This window comes from Streptomyces sp. NRRL F-5650, from assembly GCF_000721365.1.
GTDB classification, from domain to species: Bacteria; Actinomycetota; Actinomycetes; order Streptomycetales; family Streptomycetaceae; genus Streptomyces; species Streptomyces ardesiacus.
Window position 1 is genome coordinate 117,006 of the sequence record NZ_JOGV01000006.1, and the last position, 20,625, is coordinate 137,630.

The 20,625-nt window shown below is 74.7% G+C and carries 20 protein-coding genes; 9 read left to right on the forward strand and 11 right to left on the reverse strand.

The window, feature by feature from the left end; genetic code table 11:
• The first annotated feature begins 63 nt into the window (after positions 1-63).
• Entirely contained in the window at positions 64-255 is a 192-nt protein-coding gene (locus IG88_RS0108585; protein ID WP_031036935.1) for a hypothetical protein, read from the forward strand.
• Positions 256-422: 167 nt separating this feature from the next.
• Here the strand turns inward: IG88_RS0108585 and IG88_RS0108590 are convergent, their stop codons facing one another.
• The 3 genes from IG88_RS0108590 to IG88_RS0108600 all read right to left on the reverse strand — a co-directional run bounded on the left by IG88_RS0108590 (position 423) and on the right by IG88_RS0108600 (position 4,422).
• Positions 423-968 (reverse strand): hypothetical protein, encoded by a 546-nt coding sequence (locus tag IG88_RS0108590; RefSeq protein ID WP_031036938.1) that lies wholly within the window; start codon positions 966-968, stop codon positions 423-425.
• A 56-nt stretch (positions 969-1,024) separates the two neighbouring features.
• The gene (locus IG88_RS0108595; protein ID WP_031036939.1) at positions 1,025-3,427 is read right to left on the reverse strand and encodes a PQQ-binding-like beta-propeller repeat protein; all 2,403 of its coding nucleotides are present in this window, start codon (positions 3,425-3,427) and stop codon (positions 1,025-1,027) included.
• A 212-nt stretch (positions 3,428-3,639) separates the two neighbouring features.
• Entirely contained in the window at positions 3,640-4,422 is a 783-nt protein-coding gene (locus IG88_RS0108600; protein ID WP_063760601.1) for a VOC family protein, read from the reverse strand.
• 134 nt (positions 4,423-4,556) lie between these two features.
• Between IG88_RS0108600 and IG88_RS0108605 the strand changes: the two genes are divergently transcribed.
• The 3 genes from IG88_RS0108605 (at position 4,557) to IG88_RS0108615 (ending at position 6,599) form a co-directional block, all read left to right on the forward strand.
• The gene (locus IG88_RS0108605) at positions 4,557-5,192 is read left to right on the forward strand and encodes a TetR family transcriptional regulator (RefSeq protein ID WP_031036945.1); all 636 of its coding nucleotides are present in this window, start codon (positions 4,557-4,559) and stop codon (positions 5,190-5,192) included.
• Positions 5,193-5,456: 264 nt separating this feature from the next.
• Complete coding sequence (locus IG88_RS0108610; protein WP_031036947.1) at positions 5,457-5,882, forward strand: pyridoxamine 5'-phosphate oxidase family protein; 426 nt, start codon at positions 5,457-5,459, stop codon at positions 5,880-5,882.
• 51 nt (positions 5,883-5,933) lie between these two features.
• Positions 5,934-6,599 (forward strand): pyridoxine/pyridoxamine 5'-phosphate oxidase, encoded by a 666-nt coding sequence (locus tag IG88_RS0108615; protein ID WP_031036950.1) that lies wholly within the window; start codon positions 5,934-5,936, stop codon positions 6,597-6,599.
• A 7-nt stretch (positions 6,600-6,606) separates the two neighbouring features.
• Here the strand turns inward: IG88_RS0108615 and IG88_RS0108620 are convergent, their stop codons facing one another.
• The gene (locus tag IG88_RS0108620; RefSeq protein ID WP_031036953.1) at positions 6,607-7,224 is read right to left on the reverse strand and encodes a GNAT family N-acetyltransferase; all 618 of its coding nucleotides are present in this window, start codon (positions 7,222-7,224) and stop codon (positions 6,607-6,609) included.
• 99 nt (positions 7,225-7,323) lie between these two features.
• Here IG88_RS0108620 and IG88_RS0108625 point away from each other — a divergent pair, with 99 nt between their 5' ends.
• Positions 7,324-8,529 carry a flavin-containing monooxygenase gene (locus IG88_RS0108625; protein WP_031036955.1) on the forward strand — a complete coding sequence of 402 codons (1,206 nt, stop codon included), beginning with the start codon at positions 7,324-7,326 and terminating at the stop codon, positions 8,527-8,529.
• 22 nt (positions 8,530-8,551) lie between these two features.
• On the opposite strand, the gene IG88_RS0108630 is transcribed toward IG88_RS0108625, so the two are convergent.
• Together IG88_RS0108630 and IG88_RS0108635 are read right to left on the reverse strand one after the other, a co-directional pair.
• Positions 8,552-9,511, reverse strand: a complete 960-nt coding sequence (locus tag IG88_RS0108630; RefSeq protein ID WP_234332081.1) for a hypothetical protein — start codon at positions 9,509-9,511, stop codon at positions 8,552-8,554.
• Between the two features lie 20 nt (positions 9,512-9,531).
• Positions 9,532-10,842, reverse strand: a complete 1,311-nt coding sequence (locus IG88_RS0108635; protein WP_031036960.1) for an MFS transporter — start codon at positions 10,840-10,842, stop codon at positions 9,532-9,534.
• A 71-nt stretch (positions 10,843-10,913) separates the two neighbouring features.
• On the opposite strand from IG88_RS0108635, the gene IG88_RS0108640 reads away from it, so the two are divergent.
• A complete protein-coding gene (locus tag IG88_RS0108640) occupies positions 10,914-11,939 on the forward strand; it encodes a GlxA family transcriptional regulator (protein WP_031036963.1) in 1,026 nt (341 codons plus the stop codon).
• A 304-nt stretch (positions 11,940-12,243) separates the two neighbouring features.
• Here the strand turns inward: IG88_RS0108640 and IG88_RS0108645 are convergent, their stop codons facing one another.
• Complete coding sequence (locus tag IG88_RS0108645; RefSeq protein WP_031036966.1) at positions 12,244-12,711, reverse strand: ATP-binding protein; 468 nt, start codon at positions 12,709-12,711, stop codon at positions 12,244-12,246.
• 495 nt (positions 12,712-13,206) lie between these two features.
• On the reverse strand, positions 13,207-13,587 hold the full coding sequence (locus tag IG88_RS0108650; protein ID WP_031036969.1) for an STAS domain-containing protein: 381 nt from the start codon (positions 13,585-13,587) through the stop codon (positions 13,207-13,209).
• A gap of 320 nt (positions 13,588-13,907) precedes the next feature.
• On the opposite strand from IG88_RS0108650, the gene IG88_RS0108655 reads away from it, so the two are divergent.
• Positions 13,908-14,489: a sigma-70 family RNA polymerase sigma factor gene (locus IG88_RS0108655; RefSeq protein WP_031036972.1), complete on the forward strand. Its 582-nt coding sequence runs from the start codon at positions 13,908-13,910 to the stop codon at positions 14,487-14,489.
• Positions 14,486-15,748 (forward strand): zf-HC2 domain-containing protein, encoded by a 1,263-nt coding sequence (locus IG88_RS0108660; protein WP_031036974.1) that lies wholly within the window; start codon positions 14,486-14,488, stop codon positions 15,746-15,748. Before IG88_RS0108655 ends, IG88_RS0108660 begins: the two co-directional genes overlap by 4 nt.
• A gap of 192 nt (positions 15,749-15,940) precedes the next feature.
• Here IG88_RS0108660 and purU read toward each other — a convergent pair whose 3' ends face one another.
• Both purU and IG88_RS0108670 read right to left on the reverse strand, forming a co-directional pair.
• Positions 15,941-16,834 (reverse strand): formyltetrahydrofolate deformylase, encoded by an 894-nt coding sequence (gene purU, locus IG88_RS0108665; RefSeq protein WP_031036977.1) that lies wholly within the window; start codon positions 16,832-16,834, stop codon positions 15,941-15,943.
• Positions 16,835-16,881: 47 nt separating this feature from the next.
• The gene (locus IG88_RS0108670; protein WP_031036981.1) at positions 16,882-17,382 is read right to left on the reverse strand and encodes an SCO4402 family protein; all 501 of its coding nucleotides are present in this window, start codon (positions 17,380-17,382) and stop codon (positions 16,882-16,884) included.
• A gap of 116 nt (positions 17,383-17,498) precedes the next feature.
• On the opposite strand from IG88_RS0108670, the gene IG88_RS0108675 reads away from it, so the two are divergent.
• The gene (locus tag IG88_RS0108675) at positions 17,499-18,818 is read left to right on the forward strand and encodes an ABC transporter substrate-binding protein (protein ID WP_031036984.1); all 1,320 of its coding nucleotides are present in this window, start codon (positions 17,499-17,501) and stop codon (positions 18,816-18,818) included.
• A 50-nt stretch (positions 18,819-18,868) separates the two neighbouring features.
• Here the strand turns inward: IG88_RS0108675 and IG88_RS0108680 are convergent, their stop codons facing one another.
• Entirely contained in the window at positions 18,869-20,569 is a 1,701-nt protein-coding gene (locus tag IG88_RS0108680) for a hypothetical protein (protein WP_031036988.1), read from the reverse strand.
• Positions 20,570-20,625: the final 56 nt, after the last annotated feature.

Sequence of the window (20,625 nt, forward strand, 5' to 3'; positions counted from 1 at the left end):
GCCCACGGGGGAGCCGTCGGACGGGCGTTGCTACCTCGTCACGACCCATGAGGAGCGAAGTCCATGAGCGACAAGATGAAGGACGCGGACGCCACACCGCAGGACAACCACATGCCCGCTCCGCCGGCCGCGGAGGAGCCCGTCACGACGCTCGACAACCACATGCCGAGCGAGCCGGCGAAGGACACGATCACCACGATGGACAACCACATGCCCGCCCCGCCCGCCCTGGGACGGGACGGCGACGGCAAGTAGACCTTCCTCCGCACGGGGAACGGCCGCGGCGGCGCGGAGGGGAGCCGCCGCGGCCGACGTGTGTCCGGGGCCGGGCCGGAAGGGCCCGGTGATCCGCCGGGTGGTCCGCGCGCCGGCCTACCGTCCGACCGGCGTCGCGTCGGCGCGCGGACCGGTGTCCGCCGGGGTCACAGCGGCGCCGCCACGGAAGGGTCCAGCTCGCAGTGGTCCGGGTCGGCGGCGCCGTCGTAGGGGACGCGGACCGGGGTCACGCCCTGCGCCGGGACGGTGACCTCCTCGGTGCCCTCGCCGAGCGTCGTGCCGTCGGCGTCCTTGAAGAGGACCGTGACGGGGAACGTGTACTCCCTGGCGTTCGGGTTGCCGACCTCGACGGTGGCCCACGGCTGGGCCTCCGTGGCGCAGGTGACGACGGACAGGGTGGCGGCCTCCACGCCGTCGGTGCCGCCGGTGCCGCCCGTGTCGTCGTCGTGGGTGTCGTCGTGGTCGCGGTAGCCGCTGCCGCCACTGCCGTAGGTGTCGTCGTCGTCCTTGTAGGCGTCGCCGCCGCCCGACGCGGACGACGACGAGTCGTGGTCCTGGCCGGAACTGCTGCAGCCGCCGCCCCCGTCGCCCCCGTGACCGTGGCCGTGGCGGCCGGTCGAGAAGCCGGTCAGGCCGAGGACCACCAGTGCCGAGACCGCCGTGTACCTGAGTGCCCGCCCCCGTGTCGTCATGATGATCACGCTAGTGCCCGCATGTCACGGACACGTCACCGGCCGGGCACGGCCCCTCACGTCGTACGGGCCGTTCCCGTGCCCTTCTCCGCGTCCAGCGCGTACACGCAGCGGTCCTTGCTGCACGCGTACACGATGCCGTCGCGGACGACCGGGGAGCCGGTGATCTCGCCGCCGGTGGCGAGCTTCCAGCGCAGGCGGCCGTCGTCGGCCTTCAGCGTGTAGAGCAGGTGGTCCGTCGAGCCGAAGTGGATGCGGCCCTCGGCGACCGCCGGGGCGCCCACGATGTCGCCGCCCGCCTGGAAGCGCCACTTGGGGGTGCCGGTGACCGCGTCCAGCGTGTACAGGCCCTTGCCGCTGCCCACATGGACGTGGCCCGCGGCGACCAGGACCGGGTCGGTCGAGGAACGGGCCTCGGTCGCGATGCGCCAGCGGTCGCGGCCGTCGGTGGCGTCCAGGGCGTAGACGGTGCCCAGGTAGTCGGCGAGGTAGACGCCGCCGCCGGTGACGGCCGGGCCCGGCACGAAGGCGGGTGGGGCCAGGAAGACCGCCGGGGCCTCGAAGTGCCAGCGGACGTGGCCCGAGGCGACCTCCAGGGCCAGGACCCGGGTGCCGGCCGCGACGTAGACGTAGCCGTCGGGCGCCTGGGTGAGGCGGACGGGGACCCCGCCGCAGGAGGCCGCGTCGCCGATCGGGTACGACCATCTCTCGTCGCCGGTACGGGCGTCCAGGGCACGAAGGCGGGCGTCCTGCCAGACGTACGCCGTGCCGTCGTGGAGGGCGGCGCCGGCCTCGGGGGACTCGAAGTCGGTCTGGGCGCCGGTGATCTCCCACAGCTTCTGGCCGGCCGACGCCTCCCACGCCTGGACGCCGCCGCCGCGCGTGGCGGTGAGGACGGTGCCGCGCTCGGCCTGCAGCGAGTACACCCAGGCGTCGGTCTGCACGCGCCACAGGTCGGCGCCCTCGCGGGCGTCCAGGGCGAAGAGGGTGGGCCCGTCGGAGGCGTGGACGCGGCCGTCGGCGACCGCCATCGACCAGGCGACGTCCCGGGTCTTGAAGCGGCGCCGTCCGGTGCCCACGTCCAGGGCGTGCACCTCGAAGGAGGTGACGTAGACCAGTTCCCCGGCGACCCGGGGCGTGCCCCAGACGTCGTTGGACATGCGGAACCGCCAGGGCCGCCACCCGGCCGGCGAGGCCTCCGGGGAGGGGGCCGGCACGGGCGCGGGGGCCGGTACGGCCGGGTCGGCGCCGTTGACGCCGGGGCGCGGGCGGGACCAGGACGCGGCGAGGGCGGACTCCGGCGGGGGTGCGGCGACGGCGGCGGCGCGCATGTCGGCGACGCGCGGCCCGGGGCCGATGGGCACCGCCGCGCCGGGCAGCCGGACCGGCCCGCCGTCGGGGGCGCCGACGGGAGCGGGCACCGCCGGACCGTGCGCGGGCGGCGCCGGTACGACGGGGTCGTGTGCGGGCGGGGGCGGCAGCGGGGGCGCCTGGACGGGAGCGCGGGCGCCGGACGGGCCGCCGCCGCGGCCACCGCCCGTGGTGGCGGGCCTGACCGCGGGACGGCCGCCCCGGCGGCCCTCGATCAGGCTCACGGCCCGCTCGGGCAGCCACGCCGAGGCCGTACCGCTGTCGTCGGAACCCGAGCCGAAGAGGTGCGGGGCGAGCTGGGCCTGGAGGTCGGCCGGGTTGGGGCGGGCGGTGGCCTCCATCTGCATGCAGGACTCGATGAGCGGGCGCAGCTCGTCGGGCAGGCCCTCCAGGTCGGGGCCCTCGCGCAGCAGCATGAAGACCGTCTCGACCGGGTTGGCGCCGTGGAAGGGCGGGTGCCCGGTGGCGGCGAAGACCAGCATGGAACCGAGCGAGAACACGTCGCTGGCGCCGGTGACGCTGCGGGAGTCCTTCGCCTGCTCCGGGGACATGTAGGCGGGGGTGCCGACGGCGACGTTCGTCATGGTCAGCCGGGTGTTCGAGACGCCGGACGCGATGCCGAAGTCGATCACGCGGGGCCCGTCCTCGACGACGAGGACGTTGGAGGGCTTCAGGTCGCGGTGGACCAGGCCCGCGCCGTGGATCGACTGGAGGGCCTCCGCGACCCCCGCCGCCAGCCAGCGCACCGCCTGGGCCGGCAGCGGTCCGCACTCGTTCACTATCTCCTCGAGGGAGGGTGCGGGCACGTAGGCCGTGGCCAGCCAGGGCACGGCGGCGCGCGGGTCGGCGTCGACCACGGCCGCCGTGTAGAAGCCGGACACCGCGCGGGCCGCCTCCACCTCGCGGGTGAAGCGCACGCGGAAGAGCTGGTCCTCGGCCAGTTCCGTGCGCACCGTCTTGATCGCCACGCGCCGCCCGGACGCCGAGCGCGCGAGATAGACCAGCCCCATGCCGCCGGCGCCCAGCCGCCCCAGCACCTCGAACGGCCCGATCCGCCGCGGATCGTGCTGCGTCAGCTGATCCACCACTTGCCTGCCACCTCCCCGTACGGGCCGCGCCACCCACGAATGTGCGCGACCGAAGTGCAGCGTCTCACCACCGCACCTCCGTGGCGCCACGCACCCCGATTCTTCCTGTCCGAAGCGCTGGTGGCGAACCTGGCGACAAACGGGGTGTCCTGCCCGATTACGGGCAAAGGGTTGGGGCCACGGCACCCGCCGTCCGCGCCGGTCCGGCCCCCTCAGCGCTGCAGCAGCGCGAACGAGGCCCCCTGCCCGTCGGAGACCACGGCCACCCGCCCGTACGACGTCTCGAAGGGCGGGACGCGCACCCGTCCGCCGAGCCGGGCCACCGCCGCGAGTCCGGCGTCCACGTCCTCGACCCGGAAGTGGACGAGGAAGTGCGGCGGCATCTCGGCGGGGAACACGTCCGAGACCCGGGCGCGACCGAAGTCGGGAGAGGCGCCCGGGCCGAAGAGCGCGTCGCGGAAGAGGCCGCCGTAGAAGGCGTTGGCGGCCTCCGTGTCCCGGGTGTACAGCTCCGCCCAGGCGAAGGTGCCCGGTGCGCCCCGACGCCCGAAGCCGGTACGGCGGCCCGGCTGCCAGAGCCCGAAGACCGCGCCGTCGGGGTCGGCGGCGAGAGCGGCGGTGCCCAGCCCGCCGACCGGGTGGGGCGGGGTGACGAGCTGCCCGCCGCCCGCCCTGATCCGCGCGGACAGGGCTACGGCGTCGGGGGTGTGGAAGTACACGGACCACACGGTGGGCATCCGGCCGTCCGTCTTGCGGACCAGCGCCGCGACCGGCTCGCCGTCCAGGCACGCCCGCACCGACTCCCCCTCCGCCTCCGGCTCCTCCGGGTCCCGGAAGGTCCAGCCGAACAGCTCGCCGTAGAAACGCCTGCCCGCCTCCACGTCGGAGAGCTGTGCGTCCACCCAGCAGGGATCGCCCTCCCGGCGGGCGGGCGCACCGTCCGCCGAATCCGACGACTGAGACGTCCTCTTCTCGAATGCCCCGTTTTCGGCCATGCCGTCAAAGTAACCGTGCCGACCGCGCCCCGCAGAGCGGGCGCACCCGCCTCTCTTCGCCCCCGCACCCCATTTGCAGTCGGCCGAATCGCGCTCGGATCCCCCGTCGGTAAGCTGACGGCATGACAGGACAAGTGCGTACCGTCGACGGCCGCGTGGCCGGTCGACGTGGGCAGGCGACCCGGCAGAAACTGCTCGACTGCCTCAGCGAAATGCTCAGCTCCTCCCCCTATCGCGATGTCAAAGTCATCGATGTCGCCCGCCGGGCGGGCACCTCGCCGGCGACCTTCTACCAGTACTTTCCGGACGTCGAGGGCGCCGTCCTGGAGATCGCCGAGCGCATGGCCGCGGAGAGTTCCTCGCTCGGCGAGCTGACCGCGGGCCGCTCGTGGACCGGCAAGGCCGGCTGGCAGACGGCACAGGAACTCGTCGACGGATTCCTGGAGTTCTGGCGGAAGAACGACGCGATTCTGCGCGTTGTGGATCTCGGTGCGGCGGAGGGCGACAAGCGGTTCGCCAAAATCCGCATGAAGATCCTGAATTCGGTGAATTCCTCCCTCGCGGATTCCGTCGCGGATCTCCAGGCAAAGGGCAGGGTCGACAAGGACGTGAACCCCGCGGCGATCGCCGGGTCGCTCGTCGTCATGCTCGCCGCCGCCGCTTCGCACCAGAAGTCGTTCTCCTCCTGGGGCGTGAAACAGGCCGAACTCAAGCCGCATCTCGCTCTGTTGACGTATCTCGGCATCACCGGGAAGAAGCCCTCCAAGTAGGAACCACGCGGCAGCCTGTCATCTTCGTTCCGCCGCGTCGCCGCCCTCGCACTCCGGCATTCCGCCGCACCCGCGACCCCCTCCCCCCTTCGCCGCTCCGCCGCCCGCCCGGCCCCGGCGACCGCGCCCCGGCCCTCCCGCGCCCCGCGCGTCATCGCGTCCGGCGCCGCGCGTTCCGGCCACGGTGGCCCCGGACGGGAACAGCCGCCCGTCCCCTCGTCGTTGAGCACAGCACCCGTACCCGCACCGCTGGAGGAGACCGTCGTGGCCCTGACCCGCGAAGAGCGTGAGACGTTCCTGGCCGAGCCGCACATCGCCGCGCTCGCGGTCGACGCGGGAGCGGGCCGCGCCCCGTTGACCGTGCCGATCTGGTACCAGTACGAGCCCGGCGGCACGGTGTGGGTCCTGACGGGCCGCGACAGCCGCAAGAACCGGCTGATCTCCAGGGCGGGCCGGTTCTCCCTGATGGTCGACCGGCTGGAGCCCACCATCCGCTACGTGTCGGTGGAGGGACCGGTCGTCGAGACGGCCACCGGGACCGAGGAGCACCTGCGCGAGATGTCCGCGCGCTACCTCCCGGCCGAGAAGGTCGAGGGCTACGTCGCCTTCGCCTCGGCCGAACACGGCGAGCAGGTCCTCCTGCGGATGCGGCCCGAGCACTGGGTCTCCTCCGACCTCGGCTCGGTGTGAGCGCCGGGCGGAGCAGGGCGCCGGACGCGCGCGGCACAGGACAATCGGGGCATGGGAACCGATCTCCACGAACTGCTGAGGTCGCTGCGGGTGTGGGACCCCGCGGTCACCGCACTGCCGCCCCTCGACCCGGACGCCGCGCCCGGCGACCCCCTGGAGCTGTTCACCCGCTGGTTCGCCGAGGCGGCGGCGGCCGGTGAACGCGAGCCGCACACGGTGTCGCTGGCGACGTCGGACGCCGAGGGCCTGCCGGACGTCCGCGTCGTGATGCTGCACGGCGCCGACGCGGACGGCTGGGCCTTCGCCACCCACGCCGACAGCCGCAAGGGCCGCCACCTCGCCGCCCGTCCGTACGCGGCGCTCGTCTTCTACTGGCCGGTGCTGGGCCGCCAGGTCCGGCTGCGCGGCCCGGTCGCCGTCGCCCCGGCCGACCAGGCACGGGCCGACCTGCACGCGCGCTCCACCGGGGCGCTGGCCGCGGCCCTCACCGGCCGGCAGAGCGCCCCGCTGGGCTCCACCGAGGAGCTGGCCCGGGCCTCCGAGGCGGCCTGGGAACGGGCCGGCCGGGAGCCGGACGCGCCGGTCCCGTCCTGGACGCTGTACCGGCTGCGCCCCGACGAGGTGGAGTTCTTCCAGGGCGAGGCCCGCCGGCGTCACGTACGGCTGGCCTACCGGCGGACGCGGGAGGGCTGGGACCGTCGGCTGCTGTGGCCGTGAACCGCGCTCACCGCGCGGCGGGCGGCGCGGGCTCCTCGTCCGTCGCCAGGCGGGCGTGCAGGTGGACGTCCCGGAACGCGTCGTGCCGCCCGGCCTCGAACATCGCCCCGCGCAGGGTCCCCTCGGCGCGGTAGCCGCCGCGTTCGGCGACCCGGCAGGAGGCGTCGTGGCCCAGCGCGTGGCCCAGTTCCAGGCGGTGCAGGCCGAGTTCCGCGTGGGCCCAGCGGGAGGCGAGCAGCAGGGCCCGGGTGGCGACGCCCCGGCCCCGGGCCTCGGGGAGCACCCAGTAGCCGATCCGGGCCACCTTCATCCGCGTGCTGATCTCGCCGACGCCGATGTGCCCCAGCGTCGCACCGCTCGCCTCGTCGGTGATCCGGAACGACACCGACCTGCCCTCCGCCGCGTCCCGGGCCCGTCCGCGCAGCGACTCGCGGGCCCCGGCGAGGTCGGTCCACAGCTTGAGCGGTGTGTTCCAGCGCCGGAAGTCGGGGTCCAGGTGGCCCCGCAGCCACGCCTCGGCGTCGGCGTCCGAGCCGGCGTCCCAGGCGCGCAGGCACAGGCCGTGTCCCCGGGGTCCGGGGCGGGAGCGGGAGGGGTCGAGCGGGGGTACGCGTGTATCGGCCATCCGGCCATTCAAGCCCACCGGGTCCCGTCGTGACCCATCCGCAACCGATTCCGGTCTTGACCGAGACCCATCAAGCGAGGGCGCGATTACGCTCGCCGCATGGCCGACTCCACCGCGTCCGCTGAACCGCAGCGGCCCGCCCACCCCGCGGACCGCCCCGTGTACGTCATAGGCGCCGGTCCCGGCGGTCTCGCCGTCGCCCACGCCCTGCGCGCCCGCGGTCTGCGGGCCGTGGTGCTGGAACGCGCCGACCACGTCGGCTCCTCCTGGCGGCGCCACTACGACCGGCTGCGGCTGCACACCACCCGGCGCCTCTCGGCGCTGCCCGGCCTGCCGATGCCGCGCCGCTTCGGACGCTGGGTGGCCCGCGACGACGTGGTGCGCTACCTGGAGAAGTACGCCGAGTACCACCAGTTGGAGATCGTCACCGGTGTGGAGGTCTTCCGCGTCGAGCGCGCCCGGGACGGGGAGGGCTGGCTGCTGCACGCCTCCGGGGGCCGGGAGCTGACCGGCGCCGCGGTGGTGGTGGCGACCGGCCACAACCACACCCCGCGGGTCCCCGACTGGCCGGGCCGGGACACCTACACCGGCGAGTTCCGGCACGCCGCCGAGTACCGCTCCCCCGCCCCGTACGCCGGCCGGGACGTCCTGGTGGTCGGGGTGGGCAACACGGGCGCCGAGATCGCCGTGGACCTGGTGGAGGGCGGGGCCGCCCGGGTGCGGCTCTCGGTGCGCACGGCGCCGCACGTCGTCCGGCGCTCGACCGCCGGGTGGGCCGCCCAGTACACCGGGATCCTGTGCCGGCGGCTGCCGGTCGCCCTGGTGGACCGGCTGGCCCGGCCGCTCGCCCGGATCAGCGTGCCCGACCTGTCGGCCCAGGGGCTGCCGCGTCCCGGCACCGGGCTCTACAGCCGGGTGGCCGAGGGTGCCATCCCGGTGCAGGACGTGGGTCTGATCGACGCGGTGCGCTCCGGCCGGGTGGAGGTCGTCGCCGCGACGGACGGCTTCGAGGACGGCAAGGTGCTGCTGGCCGACGGCACCCGCGTCGCCCCGGACGCGGTGATCGCGGCCACGGGGTACCGGCGGGGCCTGGAGGGGCTGGTGGGCCACCTCGGCGTCCTGGACGGCACCGGGCGCCCGGTCGCCCACGGGGGCCGCTCCCCGGCCGGCGCCCCCGGCCTGTACTTCACCGGGTTCACCAATCCGATCAGCGGGATGCTGCGGGAGCTGGCGATCGACGCCGGGCGGATCGCGGGGGCGGTGGCGAAGCGGCAGGCGGGGAGGGTGTCGCGGCTGCCGGGCTAGGGGGCGCCGTTTGCCGTTCGGATCACGCCGGGGTCGCGGGCGGCCCACCGGGCACCGTCGCCCGGAGCCGGCCCGATCCGAACGACACCCCCTGGTCACGGGTGAGGATGCGCAGGTCACCGGTGTCCGGGTCGCCGAAGAGCACGAAGAGTTCGGGGTCCTGCTCGGTGCCGCCGACCGTCCAGTACGTCTCCTGGCCGCAGCCGCCGCCGGGGCGCACGAGGATGCCGTCGCGGTCGGGGTCCGGGAAGTCTCCGCCCTGTTCGTAGGTCCACGTGCCGGTTCCGTCGCACAGGGCGAAGTCGCCCTCCTCGTCGACGCCGCCGTGGGCCGGCAGGCGGGTCAGCTGGGCCCGGCCGCCCGGCGAGAGCCGCAGCGAACTCCCGTGCGCACCGTGCCAGTTCCCGGTGAGCTGTGCGGCGGACAGCCGAGGGGGTTCGTAGTCGCCGGCCAGGGAGGCGGCCGTCACCCCCAGCACCACGAAGAGCACGAGACCGGCGCCCGCCGAACGGAGCCAGACGCCCCCTGCCGACCACGGTCGTCCGCGCAGGGCGTGCAGGACCAGCACCGGCAGGACACCGGCCCCGGCGAACCACGGGAGGGTGTCGCCGGCCGGCCACCCCCACAGCACGCGGCCCAGCACCGACCAGCCGGCCCCGATCAGTACGGACGCGGCCAGGTGCCAGGCCCACCCGGGGCCGGGAGCGCCGCCGGGCCGCAGGCGGGCCAGGAACGCCGCGGGCGCGATCTGCACCGCCGCGTGCAGGAGGCCGGCGAACGGCACGAGCAGCGGCACGCAGCAGATGCCCAGGTAGCCGCCGCCCCCGTAGCCGTAGTCGTCCCCGCCCGCCTCCATGGTGAACCACCAGGCCAGCCACACCAGCGGCGCCTGCCCCGCGCACAGCGCGATCGCGCGGCTCCCCGCGTCGTCCGTCCCGGCCGGCCGCCGGCCACCGGGTCTCCCGGCCCTCCCCCGCCCCATGCCCGCAGCCTACGACCTGCTCATGACAGCGCCGTCCCCGCGGCCGGCCCCCGCCGGATCACCAGCGCCATCAGCGCCGCCGCGGCGCACAGGGCACCGGAGGCGATCCACACCACGTCGTAGGAGCCGAAGTGGTCGCGGGCCACGCCGCCGAGGAAGGCGACGAGGGCGGCGCCCACCTGGTGGGAGGCGAGCACCCAGCCGAAGACGATCGCGCTGTCGTCGCCGTAGTGCTCGCGGCACAGGGCGAGGGTGGGCGGGACGGTGGCGACCCAGTCGAGGCCGTAGAAGACGATGAAGAAGACCATCGGCGGGTGGACGCTCGGCGCGAGCAGCATGGGGAGGAAGAGCAGCGAGACGCCGCGCAGGGCGTAGTACACGGCGAGCAGGCGGCGCGCCTCGAAGCGGTCGGTGAACCAGCCGGAGGCGATCGTGCCGACCACGTCGAACACCCCGATGACGGCGAGCAGCGAGGCGGCGGCGGTGATCGGCATGCCGTGGTCGTGGGCGGCGGGCACGAAGTGGGTCTGGATCAGGCCGTTGGTGGAGGCGCCGCAGATCGCGAAGGTGCCGGCCAGGAGCCAGAAGGGGCCGGTGCGCAGGGCGGAGAACAGGACCGTCAGGGCGCGGCGGGCGGCGCCGCGGACGGGAGCGGGCTTGGGTACGAACTCCTCGGCGCCGTAAGGGTTCTGGCCGACGTCGGCCGGATGGTCGTGCAGGAGGAGCCAGACGAAGGGGACGACGGCCAGGGCGGCCAGGGCGACGGTGACGGCCGCCGGGCGCCAGTCGTGGGTCTCGACGATCCAGGACAGCAGGGGCAGGAAGATGAGCTGCCCGGAGGCGGAGGCGGCGGTGAGGACGCCGGTGACCAGACCGCGCCGCTCGGTGAACCAGCGGTTGGTGACGGTGGCGGCGAAGGCCAGGGCCATCGAACCGGAGCCGAGGCCGACCAGCAGGCCCCAGCACAGGATGAGCTGCCAGGCGGAGTTCATCCACACGGTCAGGCCGGAGCCGAGGGCGATCACCATCAGGGCGACGGCGACGACCCGCCGGATGCCGAAGCGGTCCATCAGCGCGGCGGCGAAGGGCGCGGTCAGCCCGTAGAGGGCGAGGTTGACGGAGACGGCCGCCCCGATCGTGCCGCGCGACCAGCCGAACTCCTGGTGGAGCGGGTCGATGAGGATGCCGGGCAGGGAGCGGAAGGCGGCGGCACCGATGATCGTCACGAAGGTGACGGCGGCGACCCACCAGGCGCGGTGCACGCGCCGGCGGCGGGGGGCCGGCGCCCGCCGGTCCTCGGGTACTGCGGTGGTGTCGGTTGTCTGGGTCACGTCATCGAGTCTGCGCAGCGGCCGACGCACGGGCGAGTGGCCCGGAGGACATGGTTCGCTAGGATCGGGCCATGCCCCAGGAGCACACCGAGTCCGGCACCGGCACCTCCCCACGCCCGCACCGCGTCGTCGTGCTCGCGCTCGACGGCCTGCTCCCCTTCGAACTGGGCATCGCCCCGCGCATCTTCGGCCTCGCCCGCGACGAGCGGCGGCGCCCGCTGTACGAGGTGATCACCTGCTCGGTCCGGCCACCGGGCCCCGTCGACACGGACGCGGACTTCGCGATCATGGTCGAGAACGGTCCCGAGGCCCTGGCCACCGCCGACACGGTCGTCGTCCCGGCCTCCTACGAGCTGGGCCCGGTGTACGAGCAGGGCGTGCTGACCGGGGAGCTGGCCGCCGCGCTGGCCCTCGTGCGGCCCGGCACCCGGCTCGTCGCGATCTGCACGGGCGGCTTCGTGCTGGCCGCCGCCGGGTACCTGGACGGCCGCCCGGCGACCACGCACTGGGCCTCGGCCGAGCACTTCCAGCGGCTGTTCCCGAAGGTGCGGGTCGACGCCGACGTGCTGTTCGTCGACGACGGGGACGTGCTCACCTCGGCCGGGGTCGCGGCCGGGATCGACCTGTGCGTGCACATCGTGCGCCGCGACCACGGCACCGCCGTCGCCAACGAGGTGGCCCGCCGCACCGTCGTACCGCCCCACCGGGACGGCGGGCAGGCGCAGTACATCGAGCGGCCGGTGCCCGATCCGCAGCAGTCGTCCACGACGCGGGCCCGCGCCTGGGCGCTCGGACGCCTGCACGAGCCGATCCAGTTGCGGGACATGGCGGCCCAGGAGTCGATGTCGGTCCGCACCTTCACCCGCCGTTTCCGCGAGGAGGTCGGCGTCAGTCCCGGCCAGTGGCTCACCCGGCAGCGGGTCGAACGGGCCCGGCACCTCCTGGAGTCCACCGCCCTGTCGGTCGACGCGGTCGCCCGGGAGGCGGGGTTCGGCACGGCCCAGTCGATGCGGCAGCATCTGCAGGCGGTGCTCGGGGTCACGCCGACCGGGTACCGGCGGACCTTCCGCGCGGAGTTGTCCACAGCCTGTGGATGATGAGCCTCGTCGGCCGGCGGCGCGGCGCTGTCCGCCCCGAGCACGGCATCGCGCGCCGCCACCCGACTCCGGCGCTCCCGCCCGGTTCCCGCCGCCCCCGGGGGAACCGCCGCCGACACGACCCACACTCGTCGAGGGCCCTCCGTCACCGGACCCTCGTCGTCCCCTCGCGGCGAATCGTGGCTACAAGCGTGAGGAAACGGTCACGATCCGTCAACCGGCACGTGGGGGTTCCTCACCCTTGCACCGTTTCGCCGGGGACGCGCACGGAAGCACACCCCGGCGCACGGCCGTTCCGCCGTTGTCACACGGCTTCGAAGGCGAACCCCTCGTGCAGCACCGCGCCGCCCCCGCTCCCGCAGGCGGGTGCGGTGTCCGCGCCCGCGGGCCCGCGGTCCAGCTCGCACCAGATGCGCTTGCCGGTGCCCTCGCGGCTCCACCCCCAGCGGTCGGCGAGGCCGTCCACGAGGGCGAGGCCCCGGCCACCCGTCGCCTCGCCGCCGGCGCACCGGGGCACCGGGACCCGGTCACTGGCGTCGTCGACCTCGAGGCGGACGGTGGCCCTGCCGGCCGCCGCGGCCGGCAGCACCAGCCGCAGCACCGCCGAACGCCCGGTGTGCACCACGGCGTTGGTGACCAGCTCGGACACGAGCAGGACCAGGGTCTCGGCGAGTGACTCGTCGGCCCGTATCCCCGACCCGGCGAGGCGGGAGCGGGCCCAGCGCCGGGCGCGCCCCACTTCCGAGGGGTCTGGACGGACCTCCAGCTCCAGTTGAAGAACCTGCACCGCTCACACCATCCGAACCGGCGGACACAAAGGCTCACGCCTCATGAGGGCCACGATCGTAGCCATTTCCAGCATGGCCAGAACAACGGCCGGGACAGGGATCACCGAACGTGAATCCCTTGTGGCACAGCATGGTTGACGGACAGTCACGTCAACAAGCGCTTCAGGCATATTCCAGCGCGAAGGAGTACGCGTGCGCCATACTGTGCGACGCACGTCCCGAGGAGTCGAACAGGCGGCGGCCGGCGGCCGTTCCGCCCCGCGGGGCCGGGTGCGCACCCTCGGCCGCGGGACCGCCGCAGGGGCGGCTCCGGCACGGTCGGCGCTCGGGACCACTCGCATCCCCCACAAGGTACCGGAGCGTGGCACCGACTCCGGGCCGTAACGGGTCGGGCCGCGGGTGCGCGCCGATCTCCACGCTCCGTGACACCGTTCCGCCACGATCCGCGACATGCGCGGGCGGGCGCCCCGCGGGCGCGGTTACGCGGACAGCGGGCGCGGTTCGTCGCCGGTCGCCGAGGCGAGGTCCGGGTGGCAGTCGAAGAGCCGGCGCACGCCCAGCGCGCCGAGGACCCGGTTGACGTGGGAGCCGTCGACGGCGCCCTGGGCGGGCAGTATCAGGCGCAGGCTCCCCTGGCAGGAGCGGATGAGCCGCCGGGAGGCGATGAGGACGCCGACCCCGCTGGAGTCGCAGAACAGGACCTCGGACAGGTCCAGGACGAGGCTGTGCCGCCCCTCGGCCACCGCGTCGTGCACGCGCTGGCGCAGCACCGGTGACGTCACCAGGTCCAGTTCGCCCGACACCTGGAGCACGGCCCACCGGCCCCGCTCGCCGCCGGTCACGTTGAACGTCACCACCATGCCCTTCATCCGTCGGTACGCCTGGTTCCCCCCGAAACGGAAGCCCTACTTGCGTTTCCTGGCGGCGCGCCTGCCCACCGGCCGTTCCCGCAAACGCCGGGGCGGAAACGGAGACCGGTCACAAGAGGCTTGTTTCAGACGCTTTCGATCCTGTTCGATCGAATTCGGTCACTCTGTAGAGGATAGGGGAGGCCCATACCACCTCCGGCCCGCCGGGGGCGCACATTGCCGCAAAGGGGCGTGCACGGCAGGAGGTGCCGACTACATTTCGGGGAACGCGTAGGTCGCGGGCCGGTCCGAGGAGGGGGTGGAGGAACCGCATGGCGAAGAGGGACGTGCCCCTGCGCTGGGACCGCAAGATGCAGCAGCGGCTCGCTCGCGGGGAGGCCGCCGCCCTGGGCGAGCTGTACGACCGTTTCGCCTCCCTGGTGCACGGCCTGGCCCACCGCGTCCTCGACGACGAGCGGGCCGCCGACCACATCACGCGCGACGTCTTCGCGCACGTCTGGGAGCACCCCGACGCCTACGACCCCCGGCAGGGCCCGCTGCGCACCTGGATCGCCACGCTCACCCACCGGTTCGCCGTCCAGCGGCTGCGGGCCACCGAGACGGCGGCGCTCGCCCGGGGCGGGCCGGGCACCGCGGAGGAGCTGGAGACCAAGGTGCGGCACGCCTCGGTCGCCGCCCGCGCCGACTACATCGTCCAGTCCATGCCGGCCCCGCTGCGCGCCGCCCTGGAGCTGGCCTACTTCCAGCGCCGCGACTACCGGCAGACCGCCGCCGACCTCGGCATCACGGAGGACGAGGCCCGTCGCCGCCTGCGCCTGGGCCTGCAGCTCCTGGCCACGGCCCGCGACGCCGGCACCGCCCCGGGCCCGCCCGGCTACAGGGGTGCGACATGAAGGCGTACGACGAGGACGACGGCGACGACGAGGCCGGCACCAGGGGGACCGACGGCGACACCGGCACCGGCACCGGCACCGGAGCGCGGATACCGCTGCCCCGCGCCTCCGTGGAGGACGACGGGCGTGCGCTGCCCGCAGCGGCACCGGCCGCGCTGGAGCACCAGGTGCTGACCTCGCTGCTCGGGGCGTGGGCGCTGGCGGCCTGCTCGGCGCAGGAGGCCGCGGCCGTCGAGGAGCACCTCGGGGAGTGCGAGACCTGCGCCGACGAGGCACGGCGGCTGCGCGAGGCGGTCACCCTGCTGCAGCGGCCGGAGAGCCTCGACCTGGACCCCGCCCTGCGCACCCGGGTCCTGGACGGCTGCCTGGAGCGGCGTCCGCCCCGCATCCCGGTGCCCGAGTGGGCCACGCCCTACGACGCCGAGACCGCGCGCCTGGACGCCCTGCTCCAGGACTTCGGTGACGCCGAGTGGCACGCGCCGGTCCGGCTGCGCTGGTACGAGGACGACGGCGCCGCGAGCCGCCGCACCACCGTCGCCGGGGTCATCGCGCACCTGCTCGCCGTGGACGGGACCGTCGCGACCGCCCTGGGCCTCGACGACCCGCTGGGGGACCTCAGGGCGCCCGGCGGGACCCCGGCCGCCCGCACGGAGGCCTACTGGCGGGCCTCCCACTTCCCGCCCACCCGCGCGGTGCGGACCCCCTGGCGCGAGCAGGGTCACGGCATCGTGCGGACGGTGGCGTTCACCGGCGCCGCGGGCGGGATGCCGGTCTCCTACGGCGGCTTCGAGCTGCCCCTGCGGGACGCGATGCTGGACCGGGCGTTCGAGTGCTGGGTGCACGCGGAGGACATCGCCGACGCGGTGGACTACCCGTACGACCCGCCGTCCGCGCGTCACCTCAACGGCATGATCGACCTCGCGGTCCGATTGCTGCCGGGCGTCCTCGCGGCCCGCCGCCGGGCCGGGCTGGCCGCGCCCGGGGACCGTCCGCGCCTGGTCGCCGCCGGCCGTCCGGGGCGCAGCCTGCGGCTGGAGATCGAGGGTTCGGGCGGCGGCGAGTGGCTCGTCCCGCTGGACTCGCCCGGCGCCGTGGGCTCCCCCGAGCACGAGGTGGCCCACGTGGCCCTGGACGGCGTGGAGTTCTGCCGGCTGGCGGCGGGCCACGTGCCCCCGGCCGAGGCGGCGGCCGGTCAGGTGGGCGACCGCGAGGCGATCAGGGACGTCCTGTTCGCGGCGGCGAGCTTGAGCCGGATGTAGGGGGCGGTGAGTGTTCCGCGGCGGCTGAGGGTGTGTCGTGGCTGGTCGCGCCCACGCGGCGGAGTCGCGTATTCGACACAGCCCCGCGCCCCTGAAGGGGTGCTCACCGCACGCCCCCAAGGGGCCGCGGGGAACGGCGCGAGCAACCCCCACGCACCCGCAGCCGCCGACGAACCAGAACGCCCCGTCCCGCTAGGCGAAGACGACCGTGCGGCGGCCGTTCAACAGAATCCTCCGCTCCGCGTGCCACTTCACGGCCCGCGCCAGCGCCTGGCACTCCACGTCCCGCCCGACCGCCACGAGCTGGTCCGGGGTGACGTCGTGGCCGACCCGCTCGACCTCCTGCTCGATGATCGGTCCCTCGTCGAGGTCGGCCGTCACGTAGTGGGCGGTCGCGCCGATCAGCTTCACGCCCCGCGCGTGCGCCTGGTGGTACGGCTTCGCACCCTTGAAGCTCGGCAGGAAGGAGTGGTGGATGTTGATGATCCGGCCGCTGAGCGCCTTGCACAGGTCGTCGGAGAGGACCTGCATGTAGCGGGCCAGCACGACCAGTTCCACGTTCTCCTCGCGCACGATCTCCAGGACCCGGGCCTCGGCCTCCGGCTTGGTGTCCTTGGTCACGGGGACGTGGTGGAAGGGGATGTCGTAGGACCCCACCAGCTCGGCGAAGTCGGTGTGGTTGGACACCACGGCCGCGATCTCCACGGGCAGCGCGCCGGTCCGCGCCCGGAAGAGCAGGTCGTTCAGGCAGTGCCCGAACCTGCTCACCATGAGCACGACGCGCATCTTCGCGTCGGCCCGGTGGATCTGCCAGTCCATGTGGAAGGCGTCGCCGATCGCGGTGAAGCTGGCGCGCAGCTTGTCCACGGTCACCGGCTCGCCGGCCGAGAAGTGGACCCGCATGAAGAACAGACCCGTGTCGTGGTCCCCGAACTGCTGGCTGTCCTCGATGTTGCAGCCGGTCATGAACAGATAGCTCGACACGGCGTGCACGATGCCCTGCTTGTCGGGGCAGGACAGGGTGAGGACGTACTGGTCGGCCGGGGCGTCGGCCGAGGGGACGGCGGCGGAGGACTGCGCGTTCATGCAGCACAGGGTCCCATATCCGGCCCCCCGGTCCGCGTGCCGTCCCGTCAGGCGGACCGGGTCAGGATCCGCAGCAGCTCCAGCGTGCGCGGCGGCGCCTCCGGGTCCTCGCCGTCGCTGGTGGCCAGCCGTACGTGCGCGTCGCGCGCCGCCCGCACCGCCTCCGGCCAGTCCGCGTGGTCCAGGTACGCGCTCACCGGCGCGTCCGGCCCGACCTGGTGCATGATCCGCAGGACCCGCAGCACGGCGGTGTCGACCAGCGCGGCCTCCTGCGAGTCGCGGAAGACCGTGCCCACGTACTTCTCGGCCGACCAGTGGTCCAGCCAGGTGTCCTCCACCAGGCGGTACACGGCGTCGGTGACGTCCCCGTAGCCGTCGACGCCGGCCAGCCAGACGTCCCGCTGGAAGGCGGGGGCGGAGAGCATGTGCAGCGCGGAGCGCACCTGACTGCGCCAGCGCCACCACGGCATGTCGTTGAGAGGCATGCCGCCCATGGTGGTGGAGCGACGGCCGCGACGGGAAGAGTTCTCCGAACCTTGCACGGTCATCGATCCTACGTTCCTCCCCTCCGCGTGCCGCCGGCCCCCGCAATTCACCTCCGCGTCACCGTGTGTTGACCGCGGGTCACTCCCCGGTTGGCCGTGTGAGGGAATCGTGCGGGCACATGACCGGCAGGCGACCCACCCGCAGCACGTCCCCCGGCGGCCCCCGCGACCGCTCGCGGGCCACCCGCACCGGAGCCCTGACGGCCGGTGCGCTGGTGGCGTGCGCGTCACTCGCCGTCGGCTGCGGGGTCGTCCCCGGTGCCACGGGGGGCTCCGGGGACGACAGCCCGATCACCGTCATGACCTGGGCCCCGCAGGACACCGGTGCGACCAACAAACCCGGCATGCCCGCGCTCGCCCAGGCCTACGCCCGCCGGCTCAACGCCGACGGCGGCATCGGCGGACGCAAGATCGACGTCCTGACCTGCAACGACCACAACAACAGCGTGGCCGCCGCGAAGTGCGCCCGCCGTGCCGTCAAGGAGAACGTGGTCGCCGTGGTGGGCTCCTACAGCCAGCACGCCGACGCGTTCTTCCCCGTCCTGGAGGGCGCCCGCATCCCGTACATCGGCGGATACGGCCTGACCAACACGGAGTTCACCAGTCCGCTGTCGTACCCGGTCAACGGGGGCCAGCCGGCCCTCCTCGCGGGACTCGGCAGCGCGCTCGCCGACTCCTGCGGGCCGGTCACGCTGGTCCGGCCCGACACGATCGCGGGCGACCAGCTACCCCCGCTGCTGGACTCGGGGCTGGTCTCGGGCGGGCACGAGCGGGCCCACGACCAGCGGGCGGCCGAGGACGCCACCTCGTACGACGACCAGTCCGCGCAGGCACTGGCGCGGGAGGGCACCTCGGGGACGGGGCCGGGGTGCGTCGTGCCCGTCCTCGGGGACCGCACCGGCACCTTCATGGACTCCTTCCGGCGTGCCCGCGAGGACCGGCCCGGCGTACGTACGGCCACCGTGCTCGGCAGCGCCGACCAGACGGCGGTCAACGCGAGCGGCGAGGCGTCCGGACCCTACGAGGGGGCGTACGTCACCGGCTGGTACCCGGCGGTGGGCGATCCGGCCTGGGACGGGCTGAAGAAGCTGATCGAGGAGGAGGCGTTCGGCGACAACGACGTGGACGCGGCGGACGCCGGGGTGCAGACCACCTGGATCGCGTACACGGTCTTCCGGCAGGTCGTGGAGTCGCTCGGCGACGGCGAGGTGAGCGCCGACACCGTGCGGCGGGCCCTCGACGGGGGCCTGGAGGTCGGCACGGACGGGCTCACCCCCGACCTGCGGTGGACCTTCGCCGACAAGCTGGCCTCGGTGGGCTTCCCGCGCCTGGTCAACGCCGAGGTCACCCTCCAGGTCGTCCGGGACGGCCGGCTGGTCGCGGCCCGCGAGGGCGCCGTGGACACCACCGGCACCCTGCGGAACGCGGACGTGGCCTAGGGGGCCTGATCCGAACGGCATCCCGCAGGAAGCTCCCGGGACGGCCCGGCTCACAGCTGGGTCGGCTGGCGTTCGGTCAGGCCGTACTTCTTGGCGATGGCGTTCCAGAGTTTCGCGGCCTTGGCCTTCTCCCTGCTGGCCGTGCCGCTCTCCCGGTTGGCCGCCGACGGCTGGGTGGTGGCCTTGCCCTTCTTGCAGCCCTTCTTGCCTGCCGTCCGGTCGGCCCAGGCCGCGTAGTGGTTGTCGGCCGACGCCGAGGCCTGCCACGCCTTGGTGAGGGCGCTGGTCAGCTCCGCGTTCCGGGGCAGCTTGTCCACGGAGAGCTTGCCGAGGCTGTCGACGAGTCCGTTGCGCTGCTTGGCGGCCTCGCGCAGGTCCGCAGCCGCCTTCGACAGGTTGTCGCAGGTCTTCACGTCGGCCACGGCGTTGATCACGGTGGTGCGTCCGGTGCCGCTCTCGGCCAGCAGCTTGTCCAGCGCGACGGCCTGCTGCTCGGCCGGGTCGGCGGACGGCGAGGGCGAGGCGGACGCGGACTCGGAGACGGGGGCCGTGGCGGACACCGGCTGGTTGGCGGCCTTGTCCCCGTCCTCTCCCCCGCCGGCCATCATGGCGCCGGCGCCCACGCCGACGACGGCGATGCCCACGCCCACGGCGGCGAGCAGCGGCACCCGCGTGCCCGTACGGCCGCCCCGGCCGCCCCGGCCGCCGCCGTCTCCGGCGCCGCGCCGCCTGCCGCCGCCACCGCCCGGCCCCTGCGGGGCGTAGCCGGGCCCCTCGCCGGGGTACTGCGCCTCGGGGGCGTCGAGGCGGGGCATCTGCTGGGTGGCCGAGGCCGGGCCGTCGGGGCCGGGGGCGCCGCGGAAGAGGTTGTCGAACTCGGCGGGCGGCTGACGGCCCTCGTCGGCGCCGGGCCCGGCGCCGAACGGGGCACCGGCGGGGCCGCCGGGCACGGGCGCGATGAACTGCGTGGCCTCCGCGTCGGGGTGCGCGGCGGCGGGCGCCTGCTGCGCGGAGTACCGCGGCGCCTGGCCGAGGTACTGGGTCGACTCGGCGGCGTGCGGCTGCGCGGGGGGTGTCTCCGGGGGCAGGGCGCCCGGCCCCCCGGGCGGTATGTGCGGGATGTACTGGGTGGCGCCCTCGTCGGCGGCCGCCGCGACCGGCGGCAGGTACTGCGTGGCGCCCTCGTCGGCGGACGGCAGGGGCGCGGAGGGAAGCGGCGCCGACGGAAGGGGCGCCGCCGCCCCGCCGTACTGCTGGTGCTGGTGCGGCTGGTGGTCCTGGTGATGCTGCTGGTGCTGCCCGCCGTACGGCTGCTGCGCGCCGTAGGACTGGCCGCCCGCCGGTGCCCCGTAGGAGGGCGGCGCGCCCTCCGGCGGCAGCGGGCCGGGGCCGGCCTGCGGCGGCAGCGCCCCGGGCGCCTGGCCCCGACCCTGGCCCGGGTCGCCCTGCACGGGCGGCCAGGCCTGTGTCACGGGCGCCTGCGGGGCATGCGGATCACCCCAGGGCTGGGCGTCGGGCGGTGCGGGCCAGCCCTGTCCGGCGCCGGCCGGGGCCTGCTGCTGCTCGGGGCCCCAGGGGCGGTCCCAGGCCTGGCCGCCGGGCGGCGCCGACGGGGGCGGACCACCGGCCTGCGGACCGACGGGCACGTCGGTCCGGCCCGGCAGCAGGGGTTCGCCACCGTCCGAGGGCAGCACGATGCCTTCGCGCGCTTGCCGCGCCGAGGGCTCCTCGCCCTGTCCACTCTGCGTCACCGGGACTCCTACGAATGGGGGACCTTCGGAATCGTCGGCTCACGCTACCGGGTCCC